Annotated in this window: 17 protein-coding genes, 5 tRNA genes and 1 pseudogene; 6 read left to right on the top strand and 17 right to left on the bottom strand. The window is 63.7% G+C overall.

Going from position 1 to position 21,238, the window contains the following annotated elements:
- Positions 1-31 precede the first annotated feature (31 nt).
- Positions 32-1,336, top strand: coding sequence for an isocitrate lyase (gene aceA, locus F6X40_RS24160; RefSeq protein WP_187615533.1), 1,305 nt, complete (start codon positions 32-34; stop codon positions 1,334-1,336).
- 270 nt (positions 1,337-1,606) lie between these two features.
- Here aceA and F6X40_RS24155 read toward each other — a convergent pair whose 3' ends face one another.
- On the bottom strand, positions 1,607-2,041 hold the full coding sequence (locus F6X40_RS24155; RefSeq protein ID WP_090800630.1) for a universal stress protein: 435 nt from the start codon (positions 2,039-2,041) through the stop codon (positions 1,607-1,609).
- 127 nt (positions 2,042-2,168) lie between these two features.
- Complete coding sequence (locus F6X40_RS24150; RefSeq protein WP_184004033.1) at positions 2,169-3,071, bottom strand: LysR family transcriptional regulator; 903 nt, start codon at positions 3,069-3,071, stop codon at positions 2,169-2,171.
- Positions 3,072-3,222: 151 nt separating this feature from the next.
- On the opposite strand from F6X40_RS24150, the gene F6X40_RS24145 reads away from it, so the two are divergent.
- On the top strand, positions 3,223-4,029 hold the full coding sequence (locus F6X40_RS24145) for a haloacid dehalogenase type II (RefSeq protein WP_184066249.1): 807 nt from the start codon (positions 3,223-3,225) through the stop codon (positions 4,027-4,029).
- An 80-nt stretch (positions 4,030-4,109) separates the two neighbouring features.
- A complete protein-coding gene (aceB, locus tag F6X40_RS24140; RefSeq protein ID WP_187629521.1) occupies positions 4,110-5,702 on the top strand; it encodes a malate synthase A in 1,593 nt (530 codons plus the stop codon).
- Positions 5,703-5,829: 127 nt separating this feature from the next.
- Here the strand turns inward: aceB and F6X40_RS24135 are convergent, their stop codons facing one another.
- Positions 5,830-6,231, bottom strand: coding sequence for a gamma-glutamylcyclotransferase (locus tag F6X40_RS24135; RefSeq protein WP_184066255.1), 402 nt, complete (start codon positions 6,229-6,231; stop codon positions 5,830-5,832).
- A gap of 182 nt (positions 6,232-6,413) precedes the next feature.
- On the opposite strand from F6X40_RS24135, the gene F6X40_RS24130 reads away from it, so the two are divergent.
- A complete protein-coding gene (locus F6X40_RS24130; RefSeq protein WP_187629520.1) occupies positions 6,414-7,313 on the top strand; it encodes an AraC family transcriptional regulator in 900 nt (299 codons plus the stop codon).
- Positions 7,314-7,361: 48 nt separating this feature from the next.
- Here F6X40_RS24130 and F6X40_RS24125 read toward each other — a convergent pair whose 3' ends face one another.
- The 8 genes and pseudogenes from F6X40_RS24125 to gltX form a co-directional block, all read right to left on the bottom strand.
- Positions 7,362-7,826, bottom strand: coding sequence for a GNAT family N-acetyltransferase (locus F6X40_RS24125; RefSeq protein ID WP_018417609.1), 465 nt, complete (start codon positions 7,824-7,826; stop codon positions 7,362-7,364).
- Between the two features lie 135 nt (positions 7,827-7,961).
- A pseudogene (locus F6X40_RS42500) lies at positions 7,962-8,045 on the bottom strand (group II intron reverse transcriptase/maturase); the annotation flags it as partial.
- A 468-nt stretch (positions 8,046-8,513) separates the two neighbouring features.
- A tRNA-Asp gene (locus F6X40_RS24120) sits at positions 8,514-8,590 on the bottom strand.
- Between the two features lie 80 nt (positions 8,591-8,670).
- Positions 8,671-8,746, bottom strand: a tRNA-Glu gene (locus tag F6X40_RS24115).
- Positions 8,747-8,807: 61 nt separating this feature from the next.
- Positions 8,808-8,884: transfer RNA gene (locus F6X40_RS24110), tRNA-Asp, on the bottom strand.
- Between the two features lie 87 nt (positions 8,885-8,971).
- Positions 8,972-9,047 (bottom strand) — tRNA-Glu (locus tag F6X40_RS24105).
- Positions 9,048-9,234: 187 nt separating this feature from the next.
- Positions 9,235-9,310 (bottom strand) — tRNA-Ala (locus F6X40_RS24100).
- 118 nt (positions 9,311-9,428) lie between these two features.
- Positions 9,429-10,838, bottom strand: coding sequence for a glutamate--tRNA ligase (gltX, locus tag F6X40_RS24095; RefSeq protein ID WP_187629519.1), 1,410 nt, complete (start codon positions 10,836-10,838; stop codon positions 9,429-9,431).
- A 488-nt stretch (positions 10,839-11,326) separates the two neighbouring features.
- On the opposite strand from gltX, the gene F6X40_RS24090 reads away from it, so the two are divergent.
- Complete coding sequence (locus F6X40_RS24090; RefSeq protein ID WP_187629518.1) at positions 11,327-12,274, top strand: patatin-like phospholipase family protein; 948 nt, start codon at positions 11,327-11,329, stop codon at positions 12,272-12,274.
- Positions 12,275-12,387: 113 nt separating this feature from the next.
- Here the strand turns inward: F6X40_RS24090 and F6X40_RS24085 are convergent, their stop codons facing one another.
- The 6 genes from F6X40_RS24085 to F6X40_RS24060 all read right to left on the bottom strand — a co-directional run bounded on the left by F6X40_RS24085 (position 12,388) and on the right by F6X40_RS24060 (position 19,473).
- Positions 12,388-13,053 (bottom strand): C40 family peptidase, encoded by a 666-nt coding sequence (locus F6X40_RS24085; RefSeq protein WP_187629517.1) that lies wholly within the window; start codon positions 13,051-13,053, stop codon positions 12,388-12,390.
- A gap of 136 nt (positions 13,054-13,189) precedes the next feature.
- The gene (locus F6X40_RS24080) at positions 13,190-14,821 is read right to left on the bottom strand and encodes an ABC transporter ATP-binding protein (RefSeq protein ID WP_187629516.1); all 1,632 of its coding nucleotides are present in this window, start codon (positions 14,819-14,821) and stop codon (positions 13,190-13,192) included.
- Positions 14,818-15,924 carry an ABC transporter permease gene (locus F6X40_RS24075; RefSeq protein ID WP_187629515.1) on the bottom strand — a complete coding sequence of 369 codons (1,107 nt, stop codon included), beginning with the start codon at positions 15,922-15,924 and terminating at the stop codon, positions 14,818-14,820. The genes F6X40_RS24080 and F6X40_RS24075 overlap by 4 nt, the downstream gene beginning before the upstream one ends.
- Positions 15,924-16,961: a microcin C ABC transporter permease YejB gene (locus F6X40_RS24070; RefSeq protein WP_013089745.1), complete on the bottom strand. Its 1,038-nt coding sequence runs from the start codon at positions 16,959-16,961 to the stop codon at positions 15,924-15,926. The genes F6X40_RS24075 and F6X40_RS24070 overlap by 1 nt, the downstream gene beginning before the upstream one ends.
- Before the next feature lie 49 nt (positions 16,962-17,010).
- On the bottom strand, positions 17,011-18,933 hold the full coding sequence (locus tag F6X40_RS24065) for an extracellular solute-binding protein (RefSeq protein WP_187629514.1): 1,923 nt from the start codon (positions 18,931-18,933) through the stop codon (positions 17,011-17,013).
- Between the two features lie 192 nt (positions 18,934-19,125).
- Positions 19,126-19,473 (bottom strand): hypothetical protein, encoded by a 348-nt coding sequence (locus F6X40_RS24060; RefSeq protein WP_184066281.1) that lies wholly within the window; start codon positions 19,471-19,473, stop codon positions 19,126-19,128.
- Between the two features lie 464 nt (positions 19,474-19,937).
- Between F6X40_RS24060 and F6X40_RS24055 the strand changes: the two genes are divergently transcribed.
- The gene (locus F6X40_RS24055) at positions 19,938-21,224 is read left to right on the top strand and encodes an MFS transporter (RefSeq protein WP_187629513.1); all 1,287 of its coding nucleotides are present in this window, start codon (positions 19,938-19,940) and stop codon (positions 21,222-21,224) included.
- Positions 21,225-21,238 lie beyond the last annotated feature (14 nt).

Raw genomic sequence — 21,238 nt, 5'->3', positions numbered from 1 at the left:
ATAACTGGCATCGAAGGAGCACATCATGACCATGACCCGCGAACAGCAAGTGCAGCAACTCAAGCAGCAATGGGAAGCGGACCCGCGTTGGAAAGGTGTCAAGCGCACCTACTCGGCCGAAGACGTGGTGCGTCTGCGCGGCTCGGTGCAACCTGAGCACACGCTCGCGAAGCGCGGCGCGGAAAAGCTGTGGGCCGCCGTCAACAACGAGCCGTTCGTCAACTCGCTCGGCGCGCTGACCGGCAACCAGGCGATGCAGCAGGTGAAGGCTGGTCTGAAGGCAATCTATCTGTCGGGCTGGCAGGTCGCGGGGGATGCCAACGTCGCCGGTGAAATGTACCCGGACCAGTCGCTGTATCCGGCCAACTCGGTGCCCCTCGTCGTCAAGCGCATCAACAACACGCTGACGCGCGCCGACCAGATCCAGTGGTCGGAAGGCAAGAACCCGGGCGATGAAGGCTACGTCGATTACTTCGCGCCGATCGTGGCCGACGCGGAAGCCGGTTTCGGCGGCGTGCTGAACGCGTTCGAACTGATGAAGGCGATGATCGAAGCGGGCGCGTCCGGCGTGCACTTCGAAGACCAGCTCGCATCGGTCAAGAAGTGCGGTCACATGGGTGGCAAGGTGCTCGTGCCGACCCGCGAAGCCGTCGCGAAGCTGACAGCCGCGCGTCTGGCCGCCGATGTGTCGGGCGTGCCGACCGTGCTGCTCGCCCGCACCGACGCGGAAGCCGCCGACCTCGTGACCTCGGACATCGACGACAACGACCGCCCGTTCCTGACCGGCGAGCGTACCGTCGAAGGCTTCTATCGCACGAAGCCCGGTCTCGAGCAGGCAATCTCGCGCGGCCTCGCCTATGCGCCGTACGCAGACATGATCTGGTGCGAAACCGGCAAGCCGGACCTCGAGTTCGCCAAGAAATTCGCCGACGCGATCCACAAGGAGTACCCGGATCAACTGCTGTCGTACAACTGCTCGCCGTCGTTCAACTGGAAGAAGAACCTCGACGATGCGACGATCGCGAAGTTCCAGCGCGAACTCGGCGCGATGGGCTACAAGTTCCAGTTCATCACGCTGGCCGGCTTCCACGCGCTGAACTACTCGATGTTCAACCTCGCGTACGGCTATGCGCGCAACCAGATGACCGCATTCGTCGAAATGCAGCAGGCGGAGTTCGCGGCGGCCGAAAAAGGCTTCACCGCGGTCAAGCATCAGCGTGAAGTCGGCACCGGCTACTTCGACGCGGTCACGCAGACGGTCGAGCGCGAAGCATCGACGACCGCGCTGCACGGTTCGACGGAAAACGAGCAGTTCTTCGACAAGAAGGTCGCCTGAGATCAGCCAGTCGGGTTATGCAGTCCCGTGGCCTGAGCGCAGCAACGATCGGCAAACGTCGAGCGGCACCACCAGAGTGCCGCCGACGCAGGGAGGGCCGTGCCGTCCTGGATTGGTGAGAGCGTCAGCGCGAACGCCGACGGCCGGAGAGTCTCAAAGAAGCCAGCACGCGGCAAGCGTGCGGCGAACCTGAACGCGCCGGCAGCGCCGCCGGCGCGCTTTTTTTCGAAGGCGGTGCATGCCGGCACGCTGCCGGCAGTGCCAAGCGATTCAGCGATAGACGATCACAGGAATTTTCGTATGCGTGAGCACGCGCTGCGTTTCACTGCCGATCAGCAGGCTACCGAGCCCGCGCCGCCCATGCGATGCCATGAAGATCACGTCGCAGCGCCCCTGCTCGGCCGCTTCGATGATGCCGAGATACGGCGCCGGATGCACGCTCGTGCGGCTCTCGACACTGACGCCGACGCGGTGCGCCGCATGCTCGACTTCGCGCAGATGCACGCGCGCCTCGCGTTCGCTGCGTTGCAGGAACTCGCCGGGCGGTTCGACCACGACATCGGAGAACGGCGAGTACGGATATTGCGGCAGACAGGCGTATGCGGTAACGCGGGCGCCCACGGCCTGCGCGAGGTCGATCGCGCCCGCTATCGCCTTGCGTGACAGATCTGAACCATCGGTCGGAACCAGGATGTGCCTGAACATGATCCCCTCCGTCGCCGGCTGCCCGCAGCACGGCGTCAGCGTCCAACAAAGCCCAGGGTGCAGGCTGCTCGAAACGATTGTAATGCGTATGAATGCGGGTATTCGCGTCTGTCTGGAGATTGGCGCATCAGTCCCAGTAACCGGGTTCGCCATACGTATGCTTGAGAAAGTCCAGAAACAGCCGCACCCGCAGCGGCAGATGACGGCGCTGCGGGAACACCGCGTGGATGCCGATCGGCGGCGCGGCGAATTCGTCGAGCACGCTGACGAGGCGGCCCGTCGCGATCTCCGCGCCGACCTCCCACCACGAGCGCCACGCGAGCCCGTGTCCAGCGAGACACCATTCGTGCAGCACCGCGCCGTCCGAGCACTCCATCGTGCCGGACACCTTGATCGACACGACCTTGCCGTCGTGCTGAAACATCCAGCCGCGCTGCTGGTTCGCGCTGGCGCCGAGCGCGAGGCAGTTGTGGCGCGCGAGGTCGGCCAGGCTGTGCGGCGCGCCGCGCCGGCTCAGATACGCGGGCGACGCGACGCATACGCGCCGGTTCTCCGCGAGCTTCAGCGACACCAGCGACGAATCGGGCAACTCGCCGAGCCGCACCGCGCAATCGAAGCCTTCGTTGACGAGGTCGACGAGACGGTCGGACAGATCGAGCGTGATCGACACGTCCGGATGCGCGACCGTGAACGCGGGCACCAGTGGCGCCACATGCCGGCGCCCGAAGCCGGCCGGCGCCGACAGCCGGAGATGGCCGCTCGCCTTCACGCCGCCCGCCGACACGCTCGCCTCGGCGTTCTGCATGTCGTGAAGAATGCGCTGGCAGTCTTCGAGAAAGGCCGAGCCTTCGAAGGTCAGCGTGATCTTGCGCGTCGTGCGCACGAGCAGCTTGACGCCGAGGCGCTCCTCCAGTGCGTCGATGCGCCGGCCGATGATCGCGGGCGCGACGCCCTCGGCGAGCGCCGCCGCGGACAGGCTCCCTTTGGCCGCGACAGTGGCGAAGGTCTCGATCTGCTTGAAACGATCCATGAACGATACGCGCCGCGGCGAGGCGGAACAGTGAGCAGTACGCGTCACATTAGGGACGAAAAAGTAAAAGATCAAGTGATCTTTAGCCTATTTTTTAGCACCTAAGGTCAGCAATACAATCGATCCCGACCTCTGACAGGAGCGCATGGCAATGTCGGCCACAACGACACCTTCCCCGCGAGCAGTGATTTTCGACGCCTACGGCACGTTGTTCGACGTGCATTCGGTGATCGCCGCCGCGGAGCAACTGTTCCCCAGCCACGGCGACGCGCTGTCGCAGCTGTGGCGCCAGAAGCAGATCGAATACACGCAATTGCGCACGCTCGCCGCGCGCAGCGACGCCCCCGGCGAACACTACCGCCCGTTCTGGGACATCACGCTCGACGCGCTGCGCTTCGCCGCGAAAAGACTGCAGCTCACGCTCGGCCGCGCGGCCGAAAAGCGGCTGATGGACGAATACGCGTGCCTGTCCGCATTTCCCGACGCGGTGCCCGTGCTGCGTGCGTTGCGCGAGGCCGCCGCCGTGCCACGCGTGGGGCTCGCGATTCTGTCAAACGGCAATCCGCAAATGCTCGACATCGCGGTCAAGAGCGCCGGCATGAACGCCCTCTTCGATCACGTGCTGTCGGTCGACGCCGTGCGCGCATACAAACCCTCGCCTGCCGCGTATGCGCTCGGCCCCGACGCGTTCGGCGTGGCCGCGCGCGAGATCGCGTTCGTGTCGTCGAACGGCTGGGACGTCGCGGGCGCGACATGGTTCGGCTTCACGACGTTCTGGCTGAACCGGCAGAACCTGCCCGTCGAAGAGCTCGGCGTGACGCCGCATGGCACCGGTAGCGGCATGAACGATCTGCTGGACTTTCTGCACACACTCGCGACGTCGCCACGCTCGAGCGGCGGCGGTCGAACGAAAGTTCCTGGCAGTGGCAGTCGCAAGCGCGCCGGCCCGCGCGTATGACGGCGCCCCTCGCATTCGGCAATCCACTTCCCCCTTTTCAACCTTCGCATTTTTGCAATCTGACCGACCAAGGAGAAAACATGGCTAATTCGCTGTCGTTGCCGCAAGGCATGGAAATCACCGGCGACATCAAGCCCGGCTTTGAAGCGATCCTCACCCGCGAAGCGCTGGAACTCGTCGCGGCCTTGCACCGTACGTTCGAGCCGCGCCGTCAGCAGTTGCTGCAGGCGCGCGTCGAGCGCGCGAAGCGGCTCGACGCGGGCGAGCGGCCCGACTTCCTCGCCGCCACGAAGAGCGTGCGCGAAGGCGACTGGAAGATTGCGCCGCTGCCACAGGATCTGCAGTGCCGGCGCGTCGAGATCACCGGCCCCGTCGAGCGCAAGATGATCATCAACGCGCTCAATTCGGGCGCCGACTCCTACATGACCGACTTCGAGGATTCGAACGCGCCGAGCTGGGACAATCAGATCACTGGTCATATCAATCTGAAGGACGCGGTGCGCCGCACGATCTCGCTCGAACAGAACGGCAAGGCGTATCGGCTCAACGACAGGACCGCGACGCTGATCGTACGTCCGCGCGGCTGGCATCTCGATGAGAAGCACGTGAAGGTCGACGGCCAGCGCGTGTCGGGTGGCATCTTCGATTTCGCGCTGTACATGGTGCACAACGCGAAGGAGTTGATCGCGCGCGGCTCGGGCCCGTACTTCTATCTGCCGAAGATGGAGAGCCATCTCGAAGCGCGGCTGTGGAACGACATCTTCGTCGCCGCGCAGGAAGCGGTCGGCGTGCCGCGCGGCACGATTCGCGCGACGGTGCTGATCGAGACGATCGTCGCCGCGTTCGAAATGGACGAGATCCTGTACGAGCTGCGTGAACATAGCTCGGGCCTGAACGCGGGCCGCTGGGACTACATCTTCTCGGCGATCAAGAAGTTCAAGAGCGACCGCGACTTCTGCCTCGCCGATCGCTCGCAGATCACGATGACCTCGCCGTTCATGCGCGCGTACGCGCTGCTGCTGCTGAAGACCTGCCATCGCCGCAACGCGCCGGCGATCGGCGGCATGAGCGCGCTGATTCCGATCAGGAACGATGCGGCCGCGAACGACAAGGCGATGGCCGGCGTGCGTTCAGACAAGGCGCGCGACGCGGGCGACGGCTACGACGGCGGCTGGGTCGCGCACCCGGGCCTCGTGCCGGTCGCGATGGAAGAGTTCGTCAAGGTGCTCGGCGATCGGCCGAACCAGATCGGCAAGCAGCGCGTCGACGTGCTCGTGACCGCGACCGACCTGCTCGACTTCCGCCCGGAAGCGCCGATCACCGAAGCGGGCTTGCGCAACAACATCAACGTCGGCATTCACTACCTCGGTTCGTGGCTCGCGGGCAATGGCTGTGTGCCGATTCACAACCTGATGGAAGATGCGGCCACCTCCGAGATTTCGCGCTCGCAGGTCTGGCAGTGGATCCGCTCGCCGAAGGGCAAACTCGACGACGGTCGCAAGGTGACGGTCGAACTGGTGCGCGAGCTCGCGGCGCAGGAGCTCGACAAGGTCAAACAGACGGTGGGCGCAGATACGAAGCCGTATGAGCGTGCCGCGCAGATCTTCGAGCAGATGTCGACCGCGGAGCAGTTCACCGATTTTCTGACGCTGCCGCTTTACGAAGAGATTTGATGGTGTTGATGATGCGGGCTCGAGCGCCTTGGGCCTGCTCGAGCCAGGTGATCCCATCGGCTTGAACGACGGCACGCCGCGGACATACGTGGCGCGCCGTTTTTTTTGCTCACCTTCGTGGACCAGCTCAGCGCGTGCGTCGATGTTCGACCCAATCTCCTGAACGGATCTCGGGCAACCCTTTTACCGCGCTCGGCGCGACCGGATAGAAGCGGCAATTCACGACGTTGCCGTCCACTTTGACCATCACCTCACGTGCCAGAAAACGATCCTCGACGCCCGGATACACGGCTTCGATTTCGTCGAGCACCGCGACGAGCGCATCGTCGATTTCATAGACGTCGCCGCGCACGTCGATGCCCGCTTCGTCGACGACGAGACCCGGATAGGCGCCAAAATCGAACAGATGGCCGCGCACGGTGGTACTGCCGAGCAGGCTCGGTGCGGGGATGTCGTTGCGCGCGGCGGCTTCGCTGATGTCGTTGGTTTCACCGGCACGCAGCGTGCCGTAGACAAAGACGGTCTGCATCGTCGTTGAGTCTCCATGGTCAGAGGTGATGTCGGTGGCTCGGGGGCCATCGGGACATTATGCAACGGCGGCCCGTCGGCAACAGAAACTGGGCACGGCCTACAATGCTTGATGCCCGCGGCGGTGAATGGCCTCGACCGCGCTTCGCCGTTGCCAGCTCCGTGATCCGAACCGACCTTGCCATGACCTCGTCCTCCGACTCCGACTTGTTGAGCCGCGTGCGTTTCGCCGACATACCGCCCGAGTTCGCGCCGAACGAGATGCATCCGATCCGCGTGCGCTCGCGGCCAATGCCGGCGGGCTGGCATATCGCGCGTCATACGCATGCCTGGGCGCAGGTCGCGTATGCGTCGCGCGGCGTGCTGCGGGTCGCAACGACGGGCACGACATGGATGGTGCCGCCATCGCGCGCAATCTGGTTGCCGCCGCATGTGACGCACGAAGTGGTCGCCGTCGAGGATGCGTTCCTGCGCACGCTGTACATCACCGAGAGTACGGTGCCGGCCGGGCTCGATACGCCGCGCGTCGTCGAAGTATCGAACCTGTTGCGCGAGGTGATTGCCGCGCTCGATACGGCTGGCCTGTCCGCCGCGCGCGAGCAGCTGCTCGGCGCGCTCGCGCTCGATGAACTGACGCGCTCCGAGCCGTTGCCGCTGTCCGTGCCGATGCCCAGCGAAAAGCGCCTGCGCGCGCTGTGCGAGGCCGTGATCGCCGACCCGATGCATGGCGAGTCGCTCGAGCAGTGGGCATCGACGGTGGGCGCGAGCACGCGCACGGTCGCGCGGCTGTTCCGCCAGGAGCTGGGTGTGAGTTTTTCGCAGTGGCGTCAGCAGGCGATTCTCGCGCGCGCCATTCCATTGTTGAGCCAGGGACGACCGCTGTCGCACGTCGCGCAGGAACTGGGCTATCAGAGCCAGAGCGCCTTCTCCGCGATGTTCCGGCGTGCGTTCGGCGCGAGTCCACGCGCGTTTATCGAGCGAGGCGCCGAGCATCGCGCGAGCAACGGCGAGCATGATGACGCGCAAGCGGATGATGAAACGGCACAGGATCAAGCCGGTTCGACGGACGTCGCCGAGCGGTGAATGGCGACAACTAGCGCTGCGCGTCGGCCATCCAATGCGGGGCACGCCTCAAACCCGCCGCGCCAGATGACGGATTGCGCCTAGCTGCGCTAGCCGCGGCCCGGCGAGCTTATAGCCCTTGCGCTGATAGAGCCGCGCCGCCGGATTGTCGACGAACACGCGCAACTGCAACTCGCGCAGCCCGCGCTCGCGCGCCCATTGATGCGAGATGTCGAGCAGAAACGTACCGGCGCCAAGCCGACGATATCCTTCGGCGATCTGCACGTCGCGGATATGCAGCGAATCACCCTCCTCGGTGATACGCAGCACGCCCATCGGCACGCCATCCACTTCGAGAATGAAATTCTCCGATTCGCGCCAACTGCCGAGAAACAGATCGCTGCGCCACACCAGATGATGCCGGCGATAGTAGCCGCCCATGTTGTTGCGGGTCAGCGCCTCGGCAAACTCGAAATCGTCCATGCTGGCCGTGCGCAGATGAAACGGTGACGGAGCTTCGGTGGGATCGAACATGGCAGGACCGCGAGGATGAGTCGGATAAACGGTAAAACAGGCCGCGCGCGCTGGCAATGGCTGTTTGTCCCGAGCCTTCCGGGAGGCGGCCGGCAACGGCAGTAGAAACGGAGCGGTTACGGTCCTATGCCCAGGCGCCATCACCCGCTCACCAGCACGACGGCTGCGGACATACACGTTCGCATCGTCGGCACAGCGCACGAAGCAGTGGCCGCGCCGTCCAGTCCTTGTCCACCACGTCATGGCGCTGGACACTCCCTCCCGTTTGGCCCCTCATCACCAGTTCCAGTCTCACCGACCTGTCCTGTGACTACTTACGGCCTCTGCTGACTTCTCTCTCCGGCTCGACGCCGTCGCCCTTTCAGGCATGAGGCGAGATCTCCCCAGGTAAGAGCGCACTCCTTCATGGCACAGCCACCGCATTTACGCCGCTTCGCCCTGGTCACGAGAGCTTCGCGGTCTATTACCCGGCCGCCCTGCTTGGCAACGCCTTCTATGCGGTTCTTGTTTATCGGCTCGAGACTTACGCTCCACGCTTGCTTCCCACATTCGGCCGCCGTCATGCAGTTGCACTTCACTTCATTCGCTGTGACCAGCTTATGGCGGGACTTGCACTCGCAGGAGTGCGCCCATGCTGGGCGCACAATAAAAAAAGCCCACTTCTTGCGAAGTGGGCTTTCTCAAATCTGGCGGAGCGGACGGGGCTCGAACCCGCGACCCCCGGCGTGACAGGCCGGTATTCTAACCAACTGAACTACCGCTCCAGATTTTGCATCGCAGCCTGCGAGCCATACTCTCAGCCTGCTGCACCGTTCAAACTTCCAACCGAACGACGCCGATGTTCTGGCGTCCCCTAGGGGATTCGAACCCCTGTACTCACCGTGAAAGGGTGATGTCCTAGGCCTCTAGACGAAGGGGACAACGTACCGCTTACACCTTTAATGAAAAAGCCCGTTCAAGTATGTGTGAACGGGCTTTGTCTGGCGGAGTGGACGGGACTCGAACCCGCGACCCCCGGCGTGACAGGCCGGTATTCTAACCAACTGAACTACCACTCCAGTCTTTACACCCTGCTTGCGAGCGTCGGTTAATTCTCTGCAAGCTGCGCTGCTCTACTACTCGAATACTAAAGCGACGCTGATGTTTGGCGTCCCCTAGGGGATTCGAACCCCTGTACTCACCGTGAAAGGGTGATGTCCTAGGCCTCTAGACGAAGGGGACAAAATCTTTTCAGATCCGTCTCAATTCGCTTTTGACTTGATCAACTCGCGCTAACTTTTCAGTTAATTCGCCAAGCTATTTTCTGGTCAACAGCGAAGAACGCTACTTTAACTACATTTCAGCGATTTGTGAAGTCTTTTTTCTACAACCATCAGACTTCTTAACCACTTTCACCTCTCTGCCCTGTTGGTGGAGGTAAGCGGGATCGAACCGCTGACCTCTTGCATGCCATGCAAGCGCTCTCCCAGCTGAGCTATACCCCCGCGCACATCAGAGAAACGAGATTTTAGAGGGCGATCTGCGCTTTGTAAATACCCTTTGAGCAATTACATTCGAATTTTCTCCGGAGGCATGCGAAACCTCTGACACGCCGCCAACGGATTAGCCAAGCGCTTTTTCGATGCGGCTAACGACGACGTCGCGACCGAACAGCATCAGCACGCTATCGATCGACGGTGTATGCGTCGTACCCGCCACCAGCAGACGCACCGGCATCGCGAGCTGCGGCATCTTCAGCTTGTGCGTGCCGAGCGTCGCTTTCAGCGCGGCGGCGATCGCCTCCTTGGTCCATTCGACCGTATTCAATGCAGCGGCCAGATCAGCGAGCGCCGGACGAACCGCGTCGGTGACGTGCTGTGCAAGCGACTCAGCGTCGGGCGCCGGGGTGCGATAGAACATCGCGGCGTTCTGCGCGATCTCCTTCACGGTCGACGCCCGATCCTTCATCAGGCCCACCACGCCCGTCAGATCCGGACCTTGGGCGAGTGTGGCTTCGTCGATGCCGAGCTCCGCGAAGAACGGTTTCGCCAGTTCGGCGAGGCGTGCGTTGTCGGCTTCCTTGATGTAGTGCGCGTTGAGCCAGTTCAGCTTGTCATGGTCGTACTGCGCCGGCGACTTGCCGAGGTGCTCGAGATCGAACCACTCGACGAACTGCTCGCGCGTGAAAATCTCCGCGTCACCATGCGACCAGCCGAGGCGCGCCAGATAGTTGACGACCGCTTCCGGCAGATACCCCGCATCGCGATAACCCATCACGCTCATTGCGCCGTGGCGCTTGCTCATCTTCTCGCCCTGCTCGTTCAGCACGGTCGGCAGGTGTGCATACACCGGCGGCTCGCCACCGAGCGCGCGCAGTATGTTGATCTGGCGCGGCGTGTTGTTGACGTGGTCGTCGCCACGAATCACGTGAGTGATGCGCATGTCGAGATCGTCGACGACGACGCAGAAGTTATACGTCGGCGTGCCGTCCGGACGCGCGATCACGAGGTCGTCGAGTTCTTCGTTCGAGATTTCGATGCGGCCTTTCACCGCGTCGTCCCACGCGACCACGCCGGTCAGCGGATTGCGAAACCTTAGCACCGGCTTCACGCCCACGGGCGGCTCCGGCAGCACCTTGCCCGGCTCCGGGCGCCACGTGCCGTCGTAGCGCGGCTTTTCGCCTGCTTCGCGCTGGCGCTCGCGCAGCGCGTCGAGCTCTTCGGTCGACATGTAGCACGGATAGACGAGCCCCGCCTCCTGCATCTGCTTCAGCACTTCGCGGTACCGGTCCATGCGCTGCATCTGGTAGAACGGGCCTTCGTCGAAATCGAGGCCAAGCCACGCCATGCCTTCGAGAATCGCGTCGACGGATTCGGTCGTGGAGCGCTCGAGGTCGGTGTCCTCGACCCGCAGCACGAAGGTCCCTTTCATCTTGCGCGCGAACGCCCACGGATACAGCGCGGAGCGGATGTTGCCCAGGTGGATGAAGCCGGTGGGACTCGGTGCGAAACGGGTACGAACGGAGGTGGTCATTAGCGGTTACTCGGAAAACAGGCGCTGGCGCTCAGGCGAACATGGCTGCGAAGCGCGGCAGCGGAGCGTGCCCATGCTGCGCGCGACGTCGCGCACGGCCACGAGGGAATAAGTGCAAGAGCCGAATTATACCTTCCGCACGCGGGTTGCCGCCCTCGTCCGAACGGCCTAAGGCGCATGGGCGAACGGCGTCCGGACATCTGCGTACGCACCTTCCCAGCGCTCGCCCAACTCATCTTGAAAAAGCGCCGCGTCAGTTCCGAATACTTCCTCTGCAACGTTTCATTACAGCCGACCGCGCGAGCCGATCGTTTGCATTAAGATGTGCGCGCGCTGCGATGCGGGCTTACCGCACATCGATCCGATACGGAGCGAACACCGCTGCAAGCGCGCGCAATCGCCGCCGGCGATCCGCCCGGTCTGACCTCAGCCTGATCGCGGTACGCGCGACGCCGCTCGCGTCGCGCGCGCCGTTGCTGGAGAACTCGTTGAAACCCTCATCCCCGAACTTGAGCCGCCGCAGCTTTTCGCTGGCGGCCGCATCCGCGGTGCTTGCCGCCTGCACCACGACCGCCGGCAAACTCGATGGCGCGCCGATCACCGCGACGTCCGCCGTTCCCCCGCCGCCTGAAAAAGCGCAACAGAAGCCGGTTCGCGTCGCGCTCGCTCTCGGCGGCGGCGCCGCGCGCGGCTTTGCGCACATCGGCGTCATCAAGGCTCTCGAGGCGCGCAATATCCAGATCGACCTGATTGCCGGCACGAGCGCCGGCTCCGTCGTCGGCGCGCTGTACGCGTCGGGCATGAACGGCTTCGCGCTGAACAAGCTCGCGCTGTCGATGGACGAAGCGTCGATCAGCGACTGGGCGATGCCGTTTCGTACGCGCGGCTTCCTGCAGGGCGTCGCGCTGCAGAACTACCTGAACAGGACGCTGAACAACCGCCCGATCGAGAAGATGGCGAGGCCGCTCGGCGTGGTCGCGACCGATCTGCAAACCGGCCAGCCGATCCTGTTCCAGCGTGGCAACACCGGCATCGCGGTGCGCGCGTCGTGCAGCGTGCCGTCGATTTTCGAGCCGGTGAAGATCGGCGGTCACGAGTACGTGGATGGGGGTCTCGTGAGTCCGGTACCGGCGTCGTTCGCGCGCAAGATGGGCGCGGATTTCGTGATCGCCGTCGATATCTCCCAGCGACCGGAAAACGGCGTCACGGCAAGCTCGTTCGACGTGTTGATGCAGACCTTCACGATCATGGGCCAGACGATCAAGGCCTACGAGCTCGACAAGTACGCCGACGTGGTGATCCGGCCGAATCTCGCGGCGATGAGCGGCAGCGATTTCTCACAGCGCAACGCCGCGATCCTCGCCGGCGAGGAAGCGGTCGCGAAGATGATGCCGGAGTTGCAGCGCAAGCTCGCCGCGCGGCGCATGGGCGCCTGAAAGCCCGGCGACGCACAGTCGCTGTGCGTCGTCATGGCAAAAATGCGCGCATCAAACGCGAAAAGCCTGCTTCGAACGAAGCAGGCTTTTTTATCGCCAGGCCTGGCGCCGAATCAGTTATTCCCGCCGATCGTCGCGGTCACGCGCTTGCGCAGATCGTCGGCCTGATACGAGGTCTCGATCCGACGCGCACCCGTAAAGCGCTTTTCCCAGTAGCCGTCATCCATGTCGTCGACGCGGATCGTGCTGCCGGTGGACGGCGAGTGCACGAACTTGTTGTCGCCGATATAGATGCCGACGTGCGAGAACGTGCGGCGCATCGTATTGAAGAACACCAGATCGCCCGGCTTCAGGTCGCTTACCCGCACCTTCTCGCCCAGGCGGCTCATTTCCTCGGCACGGCGCGGCAGCGCGAGACCGAGCGTGTCCTGGAACACGTAGCGCACGAAACCGCTGCAATCGAGCCCCGAATCAGGCGTATTGCCGCCCCAACGGTAGCGAACGCCGATCATGTTCAACGCGCCGACCACCACGTCGCCCGCTTTGCCCGCCATGCCCGACAGGAACGATTTGGCGCTGCCGCCTGCGCTGCCGGCGGCCTTGGTTTGGGGAGTGAGAAGGGAGATAGGATCCGAGCCGTTGGTGGTCGGATATGAGACATTCTGATTAAAACCGCTTACTTCGTCGGCGAACGCGCCGGGAGCTGCTGCCATCAAGACGCCAATGAACATCCCGGCGACGACGCGCGTGCAAGCCTGGGTGAAGTTTCTGTGCTGCATTGGTCGGTAGTTTTTGCCAAAAAATCAGGGGTCTAGAAAAAAAGTTTGCTCGATACTAGCCAGTAAGTATTTGCCTGTCAAAAGGAATAGGAAAAATCAATCGGCAGACGCACTCAATTGGGGAAAGGGTGAAAAATCAACGATCAAGCGCCGCTTTCAGCAGCTTTCGCGTGTAAGGATGCGCGGGCGCAGCAAAAATTTTCTCGACTTCGCCGGTCTCGACGATCGATCCGTTTTGCATCACCACGACTCGGTGCGCCATCGCACCGATCACTGCCAGGTCGTGGCTGATGAACACGAAGCCGAGGTTGTATTTGTGCTGCAAACCGGTGAGCAGCTTGAGCACCTGCTGCTGGATCGATACGTCGAGCGCGCTGGTCGGTTCGTCGAGGATCAGCACGCGCGGCTCCAGTACCAGCGCGCGCGCGATCGCGATGCGCTGCCGCTGCCCGCCCGAAAATTCATGCGGATAGCGATACAGCGCGGTCCGGTCGATGCCGACTTCGCGCAGCACCGCGACGACCTTGTCGCGCCGCGCCTGCGGAGTCATCTGCGGCCGATGCAGCGCGAGCCCCTCGCCGACGATCCGCTCGATCGTCTGCCGCGGCGAAAGCGAACTAAAAGGGTCCTGAAAGACGACTTGCATATTCGAGCGCAGCGCGGTCTTTTCGGCGCCGCGATAGCTCGCGAGCGCCCTGCCCTGAAACTGGATCTCGCCATGCGCGGTGCGCTGCAGACCGAGCAGTGCCATCGCGAGCGTCGACTTGCCCGATCCCGATTCACCGACGATCCCGAGCGTCTCGCCCTGGCGCACCGACACGTTCGCCGCGTCGACCGCGCGAAACCGCCCCGCGCCGAACCAGCCACGCGGGCCGGGCAGCTTCGTTCTGAAGTCGACCGCCACGTCGCGCGCTTCGAGCAGCACCGGCGAGATCGGCAGCACCGGCACGACCTCGCGCTGCGGCCGGCTCGCGAGCAGCCGCTGGGTATACGGATGGCGCGGCGCCTCGAACACCTGCTCGACCGTGCCGGTTTCGACCAGCACGCCTCGCTCCATCACCGCGACGCGCTGCGCGAAGTGACGCACGAGGTTCAGGTCGTGCGTGATCAGCAGCACGGCCATGCCGCGCTTTTGTGCTTCGTCGCGCTGCAGTTCCAGCAGAAGCTCGACGATTTGCGCGCGAATCGTCACGTCGAGCGCGGTGGTCGGCTCGTCGGCGAGCAACAGGCGCGGCCGGCAGGCGAGCGCCATCGCGATCATCGCGCGCTGCCGCTGCCCGCCCGACAGCTGATGCGGATAGCTGTTGATGCGCTTCTCCGGCTCGGTGATGCCGGTGCGCGCGATCAGCGCGACCGCCCGCCTGCACGCTTCGGTCGCGCTGACGCCGTCATGCACGACGATCGTTTCCGCAATCTGGTCGCCGATCGTATACAGCGGATTGAGCGCGGTCATCGGTTCCTGGAAGATCATCGCGATGTCCGAGCCGCGCAGGCCACGCATCGCACGCTCGCTCTTCGCGAGCAGATCTTTGCCATCGAAGCGGATCGCCCCGCTCACCTGCGCGTCGTTCAGCAGGCGCAGCACCGACAGCGCGGTCACGCTCTTGCCCGAGCCCGACTCGCCGACGAGCGCGACGCGTTCACCGCGCGCGATCGCGAGCGTGACGTCGTCGACGGCCACCGTGTCGCCGAACGCGACACGCAGATGGTCGAGTTCGAGCAGCGGCGTGTCCGTCGATTGCGGATCGATTTGCGGCAGCGCGCTCATTGACCACCTCCGGCGTGTATCGCATCGGCGATACGCGTGTCGAGCGCGTTGCGCAGCGCGTCGCCCATGAAGGTCAATAGCAGCAGCATCGCCACCAGCACGCCGAAGGTCGACACCGAGATCCACCACGCGTCGAGATTCGCCTTGCCCTGAGCGAGCAGTTCGCCCAGGCTCGGCGTCGGCGGCGGCACGCCGAGGCCGAGGAAGTCGAGACTCGTCAGCGCGAGAATCGCGCTGCTCATGCTGAACGGCAGGAACGTGATGACCGGCGTCAGACTGTTCGGCAACACGTGACGCCACATGATCTGCCAATGCGACAGGCCCATCGCGCGCGCGGCGCGCACGTAGTCCTGCTGGCGATTGCGCAGGAACTCGGCGCGCACGTAGTCGGACAGGCCGATCCAGTTGAACAGCGACAGCAGCACGATCAAAAGAGCGAAGCTACGCTCGAAGATCGATGAAAAGATGATCAGCAGATAGAGCTGCGGCATCGCGTTCCAGATCTCGATCAGACGCTGCCCGACGATGTCCGTTCGCCCTCCGAAGTAACCTTGCACCGCCCCCGCGGCGATGCCGACGATCGTGCTGATCACGGTCAGCACGAGGCCGAACACGACCGACACGCCGAAGCCGTACAGCAGACGCGCGAACAGATCGCGGCCGCGGTCGTCGGTGCCGAGCCAGTTCTCGCGCGACGGTGGCGCCGGGTTGGGCGTCTTCGAAAAGTAATTGAGCGTGTCGTAGTAGTAATGATTCGGCGGATACAGCGCGAAGTTGCCCGGCGCATCGAAGCGGTGACGGATGTACGGATCGAGATAATCGGTCGGCGTGGGGAAGTCGCCACCGAAGGTGGTCTCGGCGTAGGTCTCGACGAGCGGGAAATACAGATGGCCGTCGTAGCGCACGACGACCGGCTTGTCGTTCGACCACAGCGGCCCCACGAGGCTCGCCGCGAACGCGACGACGAAGATGATCAGGCTCCAGTAGCCGAGACGCTGCCGGCGAAAACGCTGCCACACGCGACGCGCCGGTGACGGCGACATCAGTGCCCGCGCGGGTTCGGTGCGCGCCGCCGCGTCGGCGGAAAGGCGGGCTCGATTCATCAGCGCTCCAGTTGTTCGAATTGGATGCGGGGATCGACCCACACATAGCAAAGGTCGGAGATCAGCCGCGTGACGAGGCCGATCAGCGTGAACAGATACAACGTGCCGAGCACGACCGGATAGTCCCGCCGCATTACCGATTCATACGACAGCAACCCGAGCCCGTCGAGCGAGAACAGCGTTTCGATCAGCAGGCTGCCGGTGAAGAACGCGCCGATGAACGCGCCCGGGAAATTGACGATCAGCGGCAGCAGCGCATTGCGAAACACGTGCTTCCACAACACGCGCCGCTCGGACAAACCTTTGGCACGCGCGGTCAGCACGTACTGCTTGCGGATTTCGTCGAGGAACGCGTTTTTCGTCAGCATCGTGACGACCGCGAAGCTGCCCACCACCGACGCCGTGATCGGCAGCGTGATATGCCATAGATAGTCGAGGATCTTGCCGACGAGGCTCAACTGGTCCCAGTTGTCGGAAGTGAGGTTGCGCAGCGGAAACAGCTGCAGGAACGTGCCGCCGCCGAACAGCACGAGCAGCAGCACGCCGAGCACGAAGCCCGGAATCGCGTAGCCGACCAGCACGACGAGGCTCGTCGCGATATCGAAGTGCGAGCCGTTGCGCACCGCCTTCGCGATGCCGAGCGGCACCGATATCAGATAGGTGAGAAAGAACGTCCACAGGCCGATGCTGATCGACACCGGCAGCTTCGACACGATCAGCGACCACACGCTCTGATGACGGAAATAGCTCTGGCCGAGATCGAAGGTCGCGAAGCGCTTGAGCATCAGCACGTAGCGTTCGAGCGGCGGTTTGTCGAAGCCGTACAACTGCTTCAGTTGCGCGATCTGTTGCGCATCGACGCCGCTATGCGAGCGCAGCCCGAACGGCGAGGCGCCCTCCGCGCCCTTGCGCAGTTCGTGCTGCATCTGCTCGACGGGGCCGCCCGGCACGAACTGGATCACGACGAAGGTCAGCGTCAGCACGCCGAGCAGCGTCGGGATCATCAGCAGCAGGCGTTTGAGGATGTAGCTCCACATAGGCGGTGTTCCAGTGCGAACGCGTTGGTGGGGGCGATGGATCTGCGGATCAGTCGGCGCTGCCCGTGGGCGTGGGCGTGCGCGCCCGCGGATCCTCGTACCACCACATCGTCGTGATCCAGCCCTCCGCGCCATAGTACAGCGGCAGCGTCTTCGGCCACGCGAGCCCGCGCTTGAACGCGACGCGATGCGTGCCGCTGTACCAGTGCGGCACCACATAGTAGCCATGCGTCAGCAGACGATCGAGCGCGTGCGCGGCATCGGTCAGCTGCTCGCGCGTTTGCGCATGCACGAGCGCGTCGAGCACCGCGTCGACGGCCGGCGACTTCAGGCCGATCGCGTTGTCCGAGCCGGGGGTATCGGCGGCCTTGCTGCCGAAGCGGGTGATCTGCTCGGAGCCCGGCACCTGCACGTCGGGCATGCGAATCGTCGTCACGTCGAAGTCGAATGCGTCGAGCCGCTTCTGATAGACCGCGAAGTCGGTGGTGCGGAAGTTCGCGGTAATGCCGAGCTTTTGCAGATTGCGCGTGAAGGTCGCGATGATCGGCTCCATCGACGAGGCCGAACCCGAGTCGTCGAGTATCTCGAACTGGAACGGCTCGCCCTTCGCGTTGCGCAGCGCGCCGTCACGATAGGTCCAGCCGGCCTGCTGCAGCAGATCGCGCGCCTGCAGCAGATTCGCGCGCAGCGAGCCGGGCGGATCGGTATCGGGCTGCTTCGGCGGCGGCCCGAATACCGCCGGGTCGAGTTGGGCGCGAAACGGCTCCAGCAGCGCGAGCTCGCCAGGCGAAGGCAGCCCCTTCGCCTGCCATTCGGTGTTGGCGAAATAGCTGTCGATGCGCGTGTACTGGTTGAAAAACAGCTGGCGGTTCAGCCACTGAAAGTCGAGCGCGAGATCGAGCGCCTTGCGCACCCGCACATCCTGGAACAGCGGCCGGCGCGTGTTCAGGAAAAAGCCCTGCATGCCGGTGCCGTTGTGCTGCGCAAACTCGCGCTTGATCAACTCGCCACTGTCGAACTTCTTGCCGACGTCGCGCCGCACCCAGTTGCGCGCGATGTATTCGACCAGCGCGTCGTACTCGCCAGCCTTGAACGCCTCGAGCCGCGCGGTGCTATCGGCATACAGCTTGTAGACGATGCGATCGAAGTTGTTCATGCCGACGCGCACCGGCAGATCGGCGCCCCAATAGTGCGGGTCGCGTTTGAACGTGATCGTGCGGCCGTTGTCGTAGCTGTCGATCAGATACGGCCCGCTGCCGATTGGCTTTTCGAATGCGAGCTGGTCGAACGGAACGCGGCTGCCGTCGGGCTTCATCCCCCACTTGCGGGAGAACACCGGCATGCTGCCCGCGAGCAGCGGCAACTCGCGATTGCGCTCGCGAAACTCGAAGCGCACCGTGGCCGGATCGACGACGACCGCACGCTTGATCTCGCTGAAAAGCGATGCGAACTGCGGCGCGGCCTGCGGGCTCTTCAGCGTGTCGAGAGAGAACTTGACGTCGTCGGCGGTCACAGGGTCGCCGTTCGAAAAGCGCGCGCGCGGATTGATGTGGAACGTGACCGACAGACCGTCGGGCGCGACGACGATGTCGTCGGCGAGCAGCCCGTAGGCGGACGCGACTTCGTCGCTGCTGCCGATCGTCAGGCTCTCGAACATCAATTCGAGGCCGGGCGCCGCATTGCCACGCAGAGTGAACGGATTGAACTTGTCGAAGCTCGTTAGACGGCTCGGGTTCGCGAGCACGAGCGTGCCGCCTTTCGGCGCATCGGGATTGACGTAGTCGAAGTGCTTGAAGCCGGCCGGATATTTGGGCTCGCCGTATTGCGCGATCGCATGCGCGGCATGCGCGTGCGGCGCGACGAGCAGACTCGCGCACAGCAACGCGACGGCGAGCGCGGCGCGCAAGGGTCCATGGATCACGCTGTGTCGAAGTCCCTCAGGCGTTTGAACCCGTCGCGAGCCAGTTGTCATGGAGTCCTGCTGGTAAATGGGCAGTGGCGATGTGGGGGATTCTACCCAATTAGCTTGCGCGATCTGGCGGCCGACTGCGACGAAATGCGTCAGCGACGGATGTTTCAGCACAAAAAACAAAACCGCCCTCCAAGGGCGGTTCTGTCATCGCTGCGGCCGGTTGGCGCGCTTCAGCGCTGACGCAATGGCGACTCAGTGCCAGCCGCGATGTTGGTCGTAGTGACCGCGCGCATAGTCGCCGCGGCCCGGCGGATGGTGGCGATACCAGTCGTTGCGCGCCCAGTAGCGATGGCCGTCCCAGTAACGGTCGCCATGCCAGCCGATCACGATTTGCGGACCGCCGTAGTACACGGGAGCCGGCTGATAGACGACGGGCGGCGGCGGCGGCGGCGGCGGTGCGTAGACCGGCGCCGGTGTGACGTAGACCGGCGCGGGAATGCCGATATTGACCCCGACGTTGAGCCCCGCGGCCATCGCGGCACCCGATGCAGCCAACGTCAACACGCCGAACACAAGCGGAACAAGACGAGCGGACTTCATTGATCACCTTTGTAGGAACATGTTTTGTTGGCGGAAATATAACGCAAAGGCAGCAACACGCGTATTTCAACTTTGTAATAACTGATGCTGAAAATCGCCTCGCCGGCGGCGGCGTAATGTCTGGTTACACACGCCAGACGGCGGTGAAAAAGCACCCTCCGCGCGGGCGCCGGCTCGCGGCCTGGCTGACATCCCGAAAACGAACATTTTAAAGTTCGAAAGAACATATCTGTTCGATATTTTTCACCATAGTCATCCGATCACCACTCCGATACCAGGCAAAAAAATATCAAATTATCCCGAAAAATCAAGGAAAAACATGGCAACAACTATGGTTTTCCCGGATATCCAGGTCGATTCCAAGTGATAGGATGACTGCCATTGAAAATCAAGAAATGTTCGAATTCGCGCATACCCGAGCACTGCGTCGGAAGCAACTGCTCAATGCGCCACGGAGACTGATTTTGAAAACGATCAAGGGATTGCGCTGGTGGATCATCGCCCTCGTGTGCGTTGGGACGATCGTCAACTATCTGTCGCGCAACGCGCTCGGCGTGATGGCGCCCGAGCTGATGAAACTGCTGCACATGAACACGCGGCAGTACTCGTACGTGGTCGGCGCGTTCCAGGTCGGCTATACGGTGATGCAGCCCGTCTGCGGCCTGATCATCGATCTGATCGGCCTGCGCCTCGGCTTCGCGCTGTTCGCGTGCCTGTGGTCGCTGACCGGCGTGTTCCACGGTTTCGCGGGCAGCTGGTTTTCGCTCGCGGCGCTGCGCGGCTTCATGGGCCTGTCCGAAGCGGTCGCGATTCCGGCCGGCATGAAGGTCGTCGCCGAATGGTTTCCCGATCGCGAGAAATCCGTCGCGGTCGGCTATTTCAATGCGGGCACCTCGCTCGGCTCGCTGCTCGCGCCGCCGCTCGTCGTTTTCCTGTCGCTGCGCTACGGCTGGCAGAGCGCGTTCGCGGTGACTGGCGCGCTCGGCTTCGTGTGGGCCGCCGCATGGTTCGTGCTGTACCGCTCGCCCGCCGAGCACAAGCGCGTGAGCGATGCCGAGCGCGCCGCGATCGTCGAAGGCCAGGCACCGCCCGCCGCGCGCCGCGCGAGCGTGCGTGAAGTGCTGCGCACGCGCCGCTTCTGGGCGATCGCGCAAGCGCGCTTTTTCGCCGAGCCCGCGTGGCAGACGTTCAGCTTCTGGATTCCGCTCTATCTCGCCACGCAGCGTCATATGGATCTGAAGCAGATCGCGATGTTCGCGTGGCTGCCGTTTCTAGCCGCGGACCTGGGCGGTCTGTTCGGCGGCTATCTGTCGCCATTCCTGATGAAGCATTTTCGCGTGCCGCTGATCTGGTCGCGCATCTCGGGCGTCGTGCTCGGCGCGCTGATGATGATCGGGCCGGCATCGATCGGTCTCGTCGCGTCGCCCTACCAGGCCATCGCCCTCTTCTGCGTCGGCGGCTTCGCGCACCAGATGATCTCGGCGCTCGTCAACACGCTCGCCGCCGACGTATTCGATCCGGGCGAAGTCGGCACCGTCGCCGGCTTCGCGGGCATGGCCGCGTGGATCGGCGGCCTCGGCTTCTCCCTGATGGTCGGCGCGCTCGCCGATTCGATCGGCTACACGCCGCTGTTCGGTGCGCTCGGCGCATTCGACATCATCGGCGCGACGCTGCTGATCATCCTGATGCGCGGTGTGCCGCGCCACGGCCGCGCGCGCCGCGTCGAACTGAGCGTCAACACTGCTGCCTGACCTTCCTCGAAGAC

Origin of the sequence: Paraburkholderia sp. UCT31, from assembly GCF_014397655.1 — a bacterium.
In the GTDB taxonomy this organism is placed as follows: Bacteria; Pseudomonadota; Gammaproteobacteria; order Burkholderiales; family Burkholderiaceae; genus Paraburkholderia; species Paraburkholderia tuberum.
Note: the sequence above shows the minus strand (reverse complement) of the source record. Positions and strands in the feature narration are given on the sequence as shown.

What these genes read in the sequence shown, in the direction of transcription:
- F6X40_RS24070 (WP_013089745.1), bottom strand. Translation starts at nt 16,961, where the DNA reads ATGTGGAGCTACATCCTCAAACGCCTGCTGCTGATGATCCCGACGCTG.
- F6X40_RS24145 (WP_184066249.1), top strand. Translation starts at nt 3,223, where the DNA reads ATGTCGGCCACAACGACACCTTCCCCGCGAGCAGTGATTTTCGACGCC.
- F6X40_RS24130 (WP_187629520.1), top strand. Translation starts at nt 6,414, where the DNA reads ATGACCTCGTCCTCCGACTCCGACTTGTTGAGCCGCGTGCGTTTCGCC.
- F6X40_RS24135 (WP_184066255.1), bottom strand. Translation starts at nt 6,231, where the DNA reads ATGCAGACCGTCTTTGTCTACGGCACGCTGCGTGCCGGTGAAACCAAC.
- F6X40_RS24080 (WP_187629516.1), bottom strand. Translation starts at nt 14,821, where the DNA reads ATGAGCGCGCTGCCGCAAATCGATCCGCAATCGACGGACACGCCGCTG.
- F6X40_RS24155 (WP_090800630.1), bottom strand. Translation starts at nt 2,041, where the DNA reads ATGTTCAGGCACATCCTGGTTCCGACCGATGGTTCAGATCTGTCACGC.
- F6X40_RS24060 (WP_184066281.1), bottom strand. Translation starts at nt 19,473, where the DNA reads ATGAAGTCCGCTCGTCTTGTTCCGCTTGTGTTCGGCGTGTTGACGTTG.
- F6X40_RS24065 (WP_187629514.1), bottom strand. Translation starts at nt 18,933, where the DNA reads ATGACAACTGGCTCGCGACGGGTTCAAACGCCTGAGGGACTTCGACAC.
- F6X40_RS24075 (WP_187629515.1), bottom strand. Translation starts at nt 15,924, where the DNA reads ATGAATCGAGCCCGCCTTTCCGCCGACGCGGCGGCGCGCACCGAACCC.
- aceA (WP_187615533.1), top strand. Translation starts at nt 32, where the DNA reads ATGACCCGCGAACAGCAAGTGCAGCAACTCAAGCAGCAATGGGAAGCG.
- aceB (WP_187629521.1), top strand. Translation starts at nt 4,110, where the DNA reads ATGGCTAATTCGCTGTCGTTGCCGCAAGGCATGGAAATCACCGGCGAC.
- F6X40_RS24125 (WP_018417609.1), bottom strand. Translation starts at nt 7,826, where the DNA reads ATGTTCGATCCCACCGAAGCTCCGTCACCGTTTCATCTGCGCACGGCC.
- gltX (WP_187629519.1), bottom strand. Translation starts at nt 10,838, where the DNA reads ATGACCACCTCCGTTCGTACCCGTTTCGCACCGAGTCCCACCGGCTTC.
- F6X40_RS24085 (WP_187629517.1), bottom strand. Translation starts at nt 13,053, where the DNA reads ATGCAGCACAGAAACTTCACCCAGGCTTGCACGCGCGTCGTCGCCGGG.
- F6X40_RS24150 (WP_184004033.1), bottom strand. Translation starts at nt 3,071, where the DNA reads ATGGATCGTTTCAAGCAGATCGAGACCTTCGCCACTGTCGCGGCCAAA.